This window comes from Brevibacterium aurantiacum, from assembly GCF_007558825.1.
In the GTDB taxonomy this organism is placed as follows: domain Bacteria; phylum Actinomycetota; class Actinomycetes; order Actinomycetales; family Brevibacteriaceae; genus Brevibacterium; species Brevibacterium aurantiacum_A.
The window spans coordinates 1-11,399 of sequence record NZ_VLTK01000028.1 but is presented as its reverse complement, the minus strand read 5'-3'; the positions used below and the strand labels follow the sequence as shown (position 1 = coordinate 11,399).

Annotated in this window: 13 protein-coding genes; 10 read left to right on the top strand and 3 right to left on the bottom strand. The window is 63.8% G+C overall.

Annotated elements, in window-relative coordinates; genetic code table 11:
- Positions 1 to 107 precede the first annotated feature (107 nt).
- Positions 108 to 350 carry a hypothetical protein gene (locus FO013_RS21790; protein WP_143924660.1) on the bottom strand — a complete coding sequence of 81 codons (243 nt, stop codon included), beginning with the start codon at positions 348 to 350 and terminating at the stop codon, positions 108 to 110.
- A 202-nt stretch (positions 351 to 552) separates the two neighbouring features.
- Here FO013_RS21790 and FO013_RS21785 point away from each other — a divergent pair, with 202 nt between their 5' ends.
- Entirely contained in the window at positions 553 to 1,344 is a 792-nt protein-coding gene (locus FO013_RS21785; RefSeq protein WP_260848325.1) for an SGNH/GDSL hydrolase family protein, read from the top strand.
- Here FO013_RS21785 and FO013_RS21780 read toward each other — a convergent pair.
- Positions 1,341 to 1,901 (bottom strand): PadR family transcriptional regulator, encoded by a 561-nt coding sequence (locus tag FO013_RS21780; RefSeq protein WP_143924658.1) that lies wholly within the window; start codon positions 1,899 to 1,901, stop codon positions 1,341 to 1,343. The genes FO013_RS21785 and FO013_RS21780 overlap by 4 nt on opposite strands.
- A gap of 96 nt (positions 1,902 to 1,997) precedes the next feature.
- Between FO013_RS21780 and FO013_RS21775 the strand changes: the two genes are divergently transcribed.
- Positions 1,998 to 2,954 carry a squalene cyclase gene (locus FO013_RS21775; RefSeq protein WP_143924657.1) on the top strand — a complete coding sequence of 319 codons (957 nt, stop codon included), beginning with the start codon at positions 1,998 to 2,000 and terminating at the stop codon, positions 2,952 to 2,954.
- Here FO013_RS21775 and FO013_RS21770 read toward each other — a convergent pair.
- The gene (locus FO013_RS21770) at positions 2,951 to 3,520 is read right to left on the bottom strand and encodes a hypothetical protein (RefSeq protein ID WP_143924656.1); all 570 of its coding nucleotides are present in this window, start codon (positions 3,518 to 3,520) and stop codon (positions 2,951 to 2,953) included. The two genes, FO013_RS21775 and FO013_RS21770, sit on opposite strands and share 4 nt — an antisense overlap.
- A gap of 199 nt (positions 3,521 to 3,719) precedes the next feature.
- On the opposite strand from FO013_RS21770, the gene FO013_RS21765 reads away from it, so the two are divergent.
- The 8 genes from FO013_RS21765 to fdxA all read left to right on the top strand — a co-directional run bounded on the left by FO013_RS21765 (position 3,720) and on the right by fdxA (position 11,320).
- Positions 3,720 to 4,547 carry an aldo/keto reductase gene (locus tag FO013_RS21765; RefSeq protein WP_143924655.1) on the top strand — a complete coding sequence of 276 codons (828 nt, stop codon included), beginning with the start codon at positions 3,720 to 3,722 and terminating at the stop codon, positions 4,545 to 4,547.
- Positions 4,548 to 5,318 (top strand): sirohydrochlorin chelatase, encoded by a 771-nt coding sequence (locus FO013_RS21760; protein WP_143924654.1) that lies wholly within the window; start codon positions 4,548 to 4,550, stop codon positions 5,316 to 5,318. It abuts the gene before it with no gap.
- A gap of 154 nt (positions 5,319 to 5,472) precedes the next feature.
- Positions 5,473 to 7,197 carry a nitrite/sulfite reductase gene (locus FO013_RS21755; protein ID WP_395950131.1) on the top strand — a complete coding sequence of 575 codons (1,725 nt, stop codon included), beginning with the start codon at positions 5,473 to 5,475 and terminating at the stop codon, positions 7,195 to 7,197.
- A complete protein-coding gene (locus FO013_RS21750; protein WP_143924653.1) occupies positions 7,194 to 7,967 on the top strand; it encodes a phosphoadenylyl-sulfate reductase in 774 nt (257 codons plus the stop codon). Before FO013_RS21755 ends, FO013_RS21750 begins: the two co-directional genes overlap by 4 nt.
- Positions 7,964 to 8,872, top strand: a complete 909-nt coding sequence (gene cysD, locus FO013_RS21745) for a sulfate adenylyltransferase subunit CysD (protein WP_186293269.1) — start codon at positions 7,964 to 7,966, stop codon at positions 8,870 to 8,872. Before FO013_RS21750 ends, cysD begins: the two co-directional genes overlap by 4 nt.
- Positions 8,872 to 10,200 carry a sulfate adenylyltransferase subunit 1 gene (locus FO013_RS21740; protein WP_143924651.1) on the top strand — a complete coding sequence of 443 codons (1,329 nt, stop codon included), beginning with the start codon at positions 8,872 to 8,874 and terminating at the stop codon, positions 10,198 to 10,200. The genes cysD and FO013_RS21740 overlap by 1 nt, the downstream gene beginning before the upstream one ends.
- On the top strand, positions 10,197 to 10,997 hold the full coding sequence (cobA, locus tag FO013_RS21735; RefSeq protein ID WP_143924650.1) for a uroporphyrinogen-III C-methyltransferase: 801 nt from the start codon (positions 10,197 to 10,199) through the stop codon (positions 10,995 to 10,997). Before FO013_RS21740 ends, cobA begins: the two co-directional genes overlap by 4 nt.
- On the top strand, positions 10,994 to 11,320 hold the full coding sequence (fdxA, locus tag FO013_RS21730) for a ferredoxin (RefSeq protein WP_143924649.1): 327 nt from the start codon (positions 10,994 to 10,996) through the stop codon (positions 11,318 to 11,320). The genes cobA and fdxA overlap by 4 nt, the downstream gene beginning before the upstream one ends.
- Positions 11,321 to 11,399 lie beyond the last annotated feature (79 nt).

Below are 11,399 nucleotides of genomic sequence, written 5' to 3'. Positions count from 1 at the left end.
GTGTTCGAATCAAATTAGAATCGTGAGGTCGGGGGATCGAGCCCCCCTCCCGCTACACTGACAGAAGAACCTCCACCTGCCGGGTGGGGGTTCTTCTGATTCACTGCTCACTCGTGCGGCTGCGCAGCGACGTCCTCTGGTGCGAATTCCGCCGCGAACTTCCGAAATGTGCTGCACAAGGCCCAGTAGATGGCCGCAGATACGGGGGCAACCAAGATGACCTGCCACCATGACAGATCTTGGGAGCCCCAGCCGAGAAGTTTGAAGCAGGAGTGGACGCACAGGACGAGGATCATCAGGGTGATCGCTTCTCGCCGGTTGCGCCGGCGTTCGGAGGTTGACTCCTTCATAAAAAACAAGGTTACCTGAATAATCGAATCTTCAGGATGTGTGTTTTCGGTGGACCCGCGATCGGGAGCGAGGCTAGGATGACCGTTATTCAACTTGTTGACTAATGGAGCCTGTGATGAAAGACGTCTTTCCATATCTGCACGGACCGCAGGATCTCGGTTGTCGGCCCATGTGCGGTCGGGTCCAGGTGGCGGCGACACTGTGAGCCGTGATCACGGGCTTCCGCTGCGATACGTTGCGATCGGGGACAGCCTCTCCGAGGGGGTCGGTGACGAACCCTGGCCCGATGGCAGCCCGCGAGGCTGGACCGATCGCCTGGCCGCACTTCTGACAGCGCATTACGGACAACATCGGCCCATTCACTATGCGAATCTGGCCGTGCGCGGTTATAAGACAGCCCAGGTCGTCGACACGCAGATCCAGGCGGCTATTGCGTTGCGGCCCAGCTTCGTGACTCTGACCGCCGGAATGAATGACATCATGCGGCCCCGTGTCGATTTCGGCGCCCTGAAGAGATCCCTTGCAGGGATCGTTGAGCCACTGATCTCTGCCGGCGCCGAGGTCTTCGTAGTCCCCATCCCCAATCTCGCCGGAGTCTCGCCAGCCGGACGACTGATCAACACCCGTCGCCTGCGACTCAATGCGATCTACCAGCACCTCGTCGATACCCACGGAGTCCTGCCGCTGACCAATACCACCAATTCGGTCTTCGAAGATCCCCGGGCGTGGGACGAAGATCGCCTTCACCTGGCCACACTTGGTCACGAGCGGCTCGCGTGTGCCGCTGCTGCGAGCTTCGGACTCCGGATCGGGTTCGACTTCCTCGGTGCTCCAGAGGGGCCAGCGCCGGTGCGCACAGGCAGCACCGAAGCACAACGGTGGTGGAAGCACGTCAGACCCTGGGTCTATCGGCGGCTGACCGGCAAGTCGTCAGGCGACGGTCGAGTGGCCAAACGCCCTGAGCTGGGGCCGATCGTCACCGACGGGTACTAGGAGGCTGCTGTCCGATCGGCGAGTGTCGCCAGTACGAACTCACACCAGCGGATGTTCTCCCGTTCGAAGGTGATCCCCCGCGCCAAGGTGAGGTACGGGCCGAGCTGATCGGCCTCGACCAGGTAAGCCTGCTCGCTCCGGCCCTCGAGCAGGTGTCTGCGAGTCTGCTCGTAGCTCTTCAGCTTCGTCTTCGAAGCCGCGAGCTTGTCGTGCACATTGGCCTTGATCGATGCGGCGTCACCGAGTTCCATCGACTCGACCTGTACAAGCAGTTCGTCGCGGATGGCGGTCGGTTTGGGGGTGCGGATCGTGAAGTCGTACAAAGCGGCACGGCCTTTGTCGGTGAGGGAGAACAGTCGTTTGTTCGGTCGTCTCTGCTGGTGGACCGCCCGGGCCTCGATGAGGCCGGCCGCCTCCATTTTGTCCAGCTCGCGGTAGAGCTGCTGTGGCGAGGCGGCCCAGAAGTTCGAGACGGTCACGTCGAACGCCTTAGCCAAGTCGTATCCGGAGGCCTCGCCATTCGAGATCGCGGCCAAGATCGCATCCTGAAGTGCCATAGCCGACACCATAGCCCGGCTTCTCGACCGATCACAAAGTTGATTATTCCTGACGTAGACTGGGGTCTCGCACTTGCCCACCGTAGGGAATCGACGATGATCGACACTCGGCTCAGCGACTGGCTTCTGGATTCCGACCCTGCTCTGCGCTGGCAGGTCGAGCGCGACCTCTTGGGCATCGATGCAGAAGTCTGGAGGGAAACGCGGGCGCAGGTGCCGATCGAAGGATTCGGCCGCGAGCTTCTCGGCCATCAGGACGCTGACGGGCAGTGGGCCGGGGGTGCGTACTTCCCGTCCGACTTCAGGGGCGATGGGCCTCAGCCTTGGACGGCCACGACTTGGGCGCTCAATCAGCTTCGAGACTGGGGAGCTCCCGCCTCGGCGTTGGAGGGAACGGTCGCGAAGCTGGCCTCCATACGGTGGGAGTACGAAGACATGCCCTATTGGGGCGGAGAAGTCGACGTCTGCATCAATGCGATGACGCTGTCGAACGGTCTGTGGCTCGGTGCCGACGTCGACGGGATCGTCGACTGGTTCCTCGACCATCAACTCGAAGATGGAGGCTGGAACTGCGAATGGGTGGAAGGGTCGAGGGTGGCCTCTTACCATTCCACGCTCAATGCGCTGATCGGACTCCTCGACTACCAGGTGCGAACCGGCGATGCTGAGCGGGTCGCGGCCGCAAGGGCCCGAGGAGAGGAATACCTGCTGCGTCGTGAGCTCTTCCGCAGGCTCTCGACAGGGGAACCCTTCTACGATCGCGTATTCAGCCTCGCCCATCCTCGGCGAGCCTATTACAACGTCCTCGCTGCGGCCGACTACCTCCGGGCGGCGGACTGCTTCCGGGCGGCGGCAGAAGGTGCCGGTCCCGATCCGCGCATGGCGGAGGCGATCGAGGTCATCAGATCGCAGCGTCAAGACGACGGGACCTGGCTGCAGGGACACCGGCTCGACGGAGACGTCTGGTTCCACATCGACGTGCCCAGAGGCGAACCGTCGAAGTGGGTGACCCTCCAGGCGACCCGTGTTCTGGAATGGTGGGATTCGGCCTAGAAGTCGACTTCGCTCGGGTCGAGGCCGGGGAACTTGACCTCGTACTTGACCATATCGTTCTTGTGATCGACGAGTTTGACCGAGCCGAAGTAGGTCTTCTTCTTCGTTTGAACCTCGCAGCTCGTCAGGCCCCACCAGTCCATGACCTTCATATCGTCTCTGCACTCGACCGCCTTGACCTTCATCTTGAACTTGTTCTTGAACAGGTCGTCGATGTCGGCTTCAAGTGATGCCTTCGGAACCGTTCCGTCGCCTTCTTTGTTGACCTTGATCCCGTCATCGCTGGCCCAGGAGGTGGCTTTCGGGGAATCTTTGAAGGGATCCTCATACTTGGTCTTGCTGGGCTCCGGCTTCGCGGCCTCCGACTTTCCGGCCGCTGTGGGCGCTTCCGTCTCAGCAGCCTCGCCCTGCATGGCACCCGGGGCCTTGGTCTCTTCCCCCTGCGCGGTCTCGTCAGCCTTCTTCTCATCACCTCCGCCGCAGCCGCTCAGTGTCAGGGCCAATGCGACACCAGCCGCGGCGATGGCTGCTGCTGGTCGCGAAGGTGATTTCTGCATCGGCTTCATCGTGTTGCTCCTCATCGGAATCCATCTGTGCCAGGGATGACTCATCTGACACCACGGGCGTTGTTCGTTCATTGACGATTCTGCCATCACTGCACCGACAGCGAAGGGTTTCGCTGTTCAGTTCCGGAGACACATGTGTCCATCCAGGCACATGACGCCTGACCCCCGCCACCGGCCCTGTCTCGACTACGATGACCGGATGATCCCCACCACGACAACGGCCGACGGCACGTCCCTTCCGCTCCTCGGGCAGGGCACCTGGCACATCGGCGACGATCCTGCTCAGCGAACCACCGAGATCGCGGCGCTGCGCGAAGGAATCGAGCTGGGCATGAGCCTCGTCGACACCGCGGAGATGTACGGTTCCGGACGATCCGAGAATCTCGTCGGAGAGGCGATCGCACCTGTGCGTGATGAGGTGTTCCTCGTCGACAAGGTGCTGCCGACGAATGCCTCGGAAGCCGGTACGGTCGAGGCCTGTGAGCGGTCCCTGGCTGTCCTCGGAACCGACCACATCGACCTCTACCTGCTCCACTGGCCAGGCTCATACCCGGCGGGGGAGACGATTGCCGCCTTCGAGAGCCTCCGCGAACGGGGTCTCATCGGAGCCTGGGGCGTGAGCAACTTCGACCCGGCCGAGATCGCAGAACTGCCCGCGGTGCCGCTGGTCAACCAGGTTCTGCTCAACCCGTCCCGCCGGGGTCCGGAGTTCGACCTCCTGCCCGCCCACCGCGAAAGCCGACCGCACATCACGACGATGGCATATTCGCCCGTGGAACAGGGGCACCTGCTCGAGGATCCCACCCTCGCCGAGGTGGCCCGCCGTCACGACGCGACCACGGCCCAGATCCTCTTGGCCTGGGTGATCCGGTCCGGTGATGTCATCGCGATACCCAAGGCCGCGAGGCCAGACCATGTGCGGGCCAACGCTGCGGCGGTCGACATCGCTCTGACGAGTGATGACTGCGCTGACATCGATCGTGCGTTCCCCGCCCCGGCATCGCCGATGCCACTGGAAGTGATCTGAATGACCCTGCCATCGATCGGTCTCATCTCTCACGGCACCTCGTCAGCAGAGGGGCGCAGAGTCATCGAGGCGCTCGCCTCTGCCGTCTCCGAGGACCTGCACTGCCGAGGGCTGGTCGTCGAGGTGATGCTCGGCCACGTCGATGTCCAGCACCCTGATGTCGCTGAGGTGCTCTCGGCCCTGCCGCGTGATGCCCCGGTGATCCTCGTGCCGTTGCTGCTCTCCCCGGGCTATCACGTGCATGTCGACCTGGCTGAAGCCGTCCGTGCTGCGGGAGGCGCCGATGGGCGAACGGAGCCGGGCGCTGACCGACCTGAAGCCAGCGGGCGAGCCGAAAGTCGTGACATCCGACTGACGCCGACGCTGGGACCGGACCCTCGGCTTGCCCGGATCCTGGCCGAGCATCTGCCGAACCTCGAAGACGAGGACCAGGTGGTGCTCGCGGCCGCAGGATCCAGTGACGACAGGGCCAACGATGCCTGCCTGGAAATGGCTGAATCTCTGGCTGATGAGCTCTCGAGGCCCGTCGTTGCAGGGTTTCATGCCGGCGGGGGAGACCGCTTGGGCGAGATTGTTGAGCAGAAACGTGGGTCTGGTGCACGCGTAGTGCTCTCGAGCTATCTTCTGGCGCCGGGGTTCTTCCAGGATCTCACTTCGACGCTCATCTCTGACTCCCGGGACATCCTTGGGCCACCGCTGCTCCATGACGGCGTGGAAACCCCGCCATTGCTGGTCGATGTCGTTCGAGACCGGATAATCTCAGCGCTCTGAGTCGGGGTCAACTTCCACGACCAGGATCGTCACCGTTCGACTTATGTCGTCATGTGTCACTAAACGACATGATTGGGGACCCTGATTTGTTGAGCAATCTATATCTCTTGTAGCGTGACTCTTCAAAGGTTCACAGCAGCGTTTGGAGACGATCGTGTCCGCACATGTAGAAGAAATCAAGCAGACTCCGAGATCTGGGGCTTCCGCACGGCCGGCCCGACCGAAGAAGTCAAACGGTCAGTGGAAGATCGACGGTCAGGAACCGTTGAACAAAAATGAAGTCGACAAGGCCGAGGACAATGGCCTCAACGTGCGCACCCGGATCGAAGAGGTGTATTCGAAGGACGGCTTCGCCTCGATCGATCCGGATGACCTGCACGGGCGTTTCCGTTGGTGGGGGCTATATACACAGCGGAAGCCCGGCATCGATGGCGGGCGCACCGCCAAGCTCGAGCCGCACGAGCTCGAGGACGAGTACTTCATGCTTCGGGTGCGCATCGACGGTGGCAAGCTCACCACCGAGCAGCTGCGCACGATCGCTGGGATCTCGAATGACTTCGGTCGGGGCAGCGCCGACCTCACCGACCGTCAGAACATTCAGCTCCACTGGATCGAGATCGAGAACGTCCCCGAGATCTGGCACCGCCTCGAAGCAGTCGGTCTGCAGACGACCGAAGCCTGCGGCGACGTGCCGCGTGTCATCCTCGGGTCACCGGTGGCCGGAATCGCCGCAGATGAGCTCATCGACCCCACCCCGGCGATCGAGGAGATCTCTCGTCGCTACATCGGCGACCCGAGCCTGTCGAACCTGCCTCGCAAGTACAAGACCGCGATCACCGGTCACCCCAGCCAAGACGTCGTCCACGAGATCAACGACTGCTCATTCGTCGCCGTCGAGCACCCCGAGAAGGGCATCGGCTACGATCTGTGGGTCGGCGGTGCGCTGTCAACGGTACCGCGCTTCGCCGAAAGGTTGGGCACATGGGTCGCCCCAGGTCAGGTCGTTGAGACCTGGCTGGGCGTGACCGAGATCTTCCGCGACTACGGCTACCGCCGGCTGCGCAACAAGGCGCGCATGAAGTTTCTGCTCGCCGATTGGGGTCCGGAGAAATTCCGCGACATCCTCGAGACCGAATACCTCGGATACAAGCTCGCTGACGGCCCTGCCCCCGAGAAGCCCATGACTGCCGGTGATCACGTAGGCGTGCACAAGCAGGCCGACGGGAAGTACTACATCGGCGTCACCCTCATCGCCGGCCGGGCCTCGGGCACCCTGCTGACCCAGATCGCCGATCTGGCGGAGAAGTTCGGATCGACACGCCTGCGCACCACTCCGCACCAGAAGGTCCTGCTCCTCGATATCGACGAGGCAGACATCGACGAGGTCGTCGCAGGCCTCGACGCCCTCGGCCTGTCCAGCCGGAAGGATCTGTTCCGCCGCTCCACGATGGCCTGCACCGGCATCGAATACTGCAAACTTGCGATCGTCGAGACTAAGCAGACTGCCGCAGACGCCGTTGCAAAGCTCGAAGAACGGCTCGCCGGGATCGACCTGCCGCACCCCATCAGCTTGCACCTCAACGGCTGCCCGAACTCCTGCGCACGCATCCAGACGGCCGACATCGGACTCAAAGGTCAGCTCGTGACCAGCGAGGACGGCGTCCAGTCGCCCGGATTCCAGGTCCACGTCGGTGGAGGTCTGGCATCGAAGGACCGCGACGAAGCAGGTCTGGGCCGCACTGTCCGCGGTCTCAAGGTCACAGTCGACAACCTCAGTGACTACGTCGAAAAGCTCGTTCGCCGTTTCCTCGCCGGTCGCGATGACAATGAGACATTTTCCCACTGGGCCCACCGCGTCGAAGACGAGGAGTTGGTATGAGCACCACGGAAACCCGAACCACAGCAGCGCTGCCCACGCCCACCCGCCACCGCCGCGGCATCGAAGAGCTCAAGTCCCTCGCCGAGGCGGGGGCCAAGGAGCTGGCAGGCGATCCAGACAACGGCGTGGCCGAGGCCAACCCGGCCGACGTCATCCGCTGGGTCTCACGCAATTTCGAGACCTCCACCTGCGCGGTGGCCTGCTCGATGGCCGATGCGGCCCTGCCGCACTATGTCGCCCAGTACCTGCCCGGCGTCGACGTGCTCTTCCTCGACACCGGCTACCACTTCGCCCAGACCTATTCGACCCGCGACGAGGTGGCCAGGAAGGTCGACGTCAACATCGTCGACGTCCTCCCGGAACAGACCGTGGCACAGCAGGACGCGGAATTCGGTGCCGAGCTGTTCAATCGTGACCCCGGCCTCTGCTGCGCCCGGCGCAAGGTTGCACCTCTGAAGAAGTCTTTGGCCGGCTACGAACTCTGGTTCACCGGAGTCCGCAGGGACGAAGCACCGACCCGCGCGAATACGCCGCTGGTGACCTTCGATGAGAAGAACGGGCTTGTCAAGATCAACCCTCTGGCTGCCTGGTCCTTCGACGATCTTCTCGACTACGCCGGTGCTTTCGACGTGCCGGTCAATCCACTGCTGTCGCAGGGATATCCATCCATCGGATGCCAGCCCTGCACCAACCCGGTGGCCGAGGGGGAGGACCCCCGTGCCGGTCGTTGGGCTGGAACCTCGAAAACAGAATGCGGGCTGCACGTATGAGCATCGATCACACACCACTGTCCACCCTCGACGTCCTCGAATCCGAAGCGATCCATATCATCCGCGAGGTCGCCGCCGAATTCGAGAAGCCCGTGCTGCTGTTCTCCGGCGGCAAGGACTCCGTCACCGTCCTCCACCTCGCGGCCAAGGCCTTCTGGCCCGCGAAGATCCCGTTCGGTCTTCTCCACGTCGACACCGGCCACAATTTTCCAGAGATTCTCAAGTTCCGCGATGAGACCGCCGCGCGCTACGGCATCGATTTGAGCGTAGCGAGGGTCCAGGACTACATCGACGACGGCCGCCTGCGCGAGCGCGCCGATGGAACCCGCAATACTCTGCAGACCCAGCCGCTCATCGACGCGATCGCCGAGGGCGGATTCGACGCCGTCTTCGGCGGTGCCCGCCGTGACGAGGACAAGGCCCGCGCCAAGGAGCGCATCTTCTCCTTGCGCGATGAATTCGGCCAGTGGGATCCGAGCAACCAGCGCCCCGAGCTGTGGAACCTCTACAACGGTCGCCACGTCAATGGCGAGCACGTGCGCGTGTTCCCCATCTCGAACTTCACCGAACTCGATGTGTGGAGCTACATCGCCCGGGAGAACATCTCCCTGCCCCACCTTTACTATGCCCACGAACGCGAGGTCTTCCAGCGTGACGGCATGTGGTGGTCAACGGGCGAGTTCTCGGCCCCGCGGCCTGATGAGTCCGTCATCCGCAAGTCGGTGCGCTACCGCACCGTCGGCGACATGAGCTGCACGGGCGCCGTGGAATCCGACGCCGATGACATCTCCTCGGTCCTCGCCGAGGTGGCTGTGACCACTGTGACAGAACGCGGAGCGACCCGCGCCGACGACCGGATCTCGGCCGCGGCGATGGAAGACCGCAAGAAGGACGGATACTTCTGATGACCACGACCCCAGACACCACCGCTGCCACGCAGACGAAGACGCTGCTGCGCTTCGCCACGGCCGGCTCCGTCGACGACGGCAAGTCGACGCTCGTGGGTCGACTCCTCCACGATGCTAAGGCAATCCTCGCCGACCAACTGGAGGCCGTCACGCGCACCAGTGAGGAGCGCGGCTTCGTCGGCGGCGAATTCGACTTCGCCCTGCTCACCGACGGCCTGCGGGCCGAACGAGAACAGGGAATCACGATCGACGTCGCCTACCGCTACTTCGCCACCGACAAACGGTCGTTCATCCTCGCCGACTGCCCCGGACACGTCCAGTACACCCGGAACATGGTCACAGGGGCGACGACCGCCGACGCCGTCGTCGTCCTCATCGACGCGCGCACCGGAGCCACGGAACAGACCCGACGCCACCTCACAGTCGTCCACCGTCTGGGCATCGGGCACGTCATACTTGCGATCAACAAGATCGACCTCCTCGACTACGATCAGGTGGCGTACGCGAAGGTGAAGGCCGAGATCGAAGCGCTGACGGCTGAGATCGGACTCGACTCGGCTCATCTGATCCCGGTCTCTGCACTGGCAGGTGACAATGTGGCCGAGGCTTCGGCGAACACGCCTTGGTACCAGGGTCCCGCGTTGCTGGAGCTGCTCGAGAACCTGCCGAGCAAGGAAGAGGACACGGCCGACCTCGAGCCCTTCCGCCTCGACGTGCAGTCCGTTCTGCGCCCGCAGGGCGGCCTGGCACCGGGACTCGACCCCGATGAGTTCCGCGACTACCGGGCGGTGACCGGCCAGGTCACATCAGGACGGATCCGCCTCGGCGATGAGATCGACGTTCATCCGGCCGGTCTGAGAACCACGGTGGTCGGCATCGATACGGCAGATGGCCCGCTGGAGTCCGCGGGCGCCCCGCTGTCCGTGGCGCTGCGTCTGGCAGATGACATCGACACCGCGCGCGGCAGCGTCCTCGCCGCTGCCGGAAGCCTGCCCGAACCTCGCAAGGCTCTGCGGGCCGACGTCTTCCCCTTCACCTCCGACGGACTGAGCTCGGGTGACCGGGTGCTCGTTAAGGCCGGGACCTCGACGGTCAAGGCGATCGTGACGATCGAATCGAAGCACAACCTGCTGACCTCAGGATCCGAACCTGCCGAGGTGCTCGCCGGCAACGACATCGGCACCGCCGAGGTGAGGCTGGCCACCGCTCTGCCGATCGCGGACTTCCGCGAGCACGGACGCGCGGGCGGCTTCCTCATCATCGATCCGCAGACCGGGTCCACCGTGGCCGCAGGAATCCACACTCCCGAGGACGATCAGCCATGAGTCTCTTCACTCGTCAGACACCGGGCAGCGTGCTGCTCATCGGTGCGGGCCCCGGTGATCTCGGCCTGCTGACCGTCAAAGGCCTGCGCGCGTTGGAAGCGGCCGAGGTCATCGTGGCGGACCGCCTCGGCGCGCGTTCGGTCATCGACCAGCTCGAGACCGAGCGTGGGGAGTCACTCGATGCCGAGATCATCGACGTCGGCAAGACCCCGGGGCACCATCCGGTTCCGCAGCAGCGGATCAACGAGATCCTCGTCGAACAGGCTCGCGCCGGGCGCCGCGTGGTCCGACTCAAAGGCGGAGACCCGTTCGTCTTCGGCCGCGGCGGCGAAGAGCTTGCCCACTGCCACGAAGCCGGCGTCGATGTGCAGGTGGTGCCGGGAGTCACGAGTGCGAACTCGGTTCCCGCCGTTGCCGGAATCCCGCTGACTCACAGGGGACTGGCCACCGCGTACACAGTCATCACCGGCCACGATCAGCTCTCCGAACTCGGCGGAGGACGCGACCACACGGTCGTCGTGCTCATGGGCATCGGCACATTGGCGCATTCGGCGATGATCCTGGCCCGCGGTGCCCGCGGGGGAGACTGCCCTGTCGCGATCATCGAAGACGGGTTCGGAGACAACCAGCGGGTCACCGTCGGCACTCTCGATACGATCGCCTTCCAAGCCGCACGCCGAGGTGTCCGCTCACCGGCCGTCGTCATCGCCGGCGATGTCGTGACCTTGAGCCCGTATGCCGTCGGAGCCTTCGCCGCAGCGCAGATATCCGAGCCAGAACTCATGAGGAACCCATGACCTACATCATCGCCCAGCCCTGCGTCGACCTGAAGGATCGGGCCTGCATCGACGAATGCCCCGTCGACTGCATCTACGAGGGCAGCCGCTCGCTCTACATCCATCCCGTGGAATGCGTCGACTGCGGCGCCTGCGAACCCGTCTGCCCCGTCGAGGCGATCTTCTACGAAGACGACGTCCCCGACGTTTGGGAAGCCTACTACTCTGCGAACGTCGACTTCTTCGACACCATCGGATCCCCGGGCGGAGCCGCCGCGCACGGAGTCATCGACGGCGACCACCCCTTCATCGCGGCCCTGCCGCCCCAGAACACTGACGACTGACTGTCCCGAGGAGAACCATGACGACGAATCCCTTCCGCGTGGCCATCGTGGGTGCCGGACCCGCAGGCATCTACGCTGC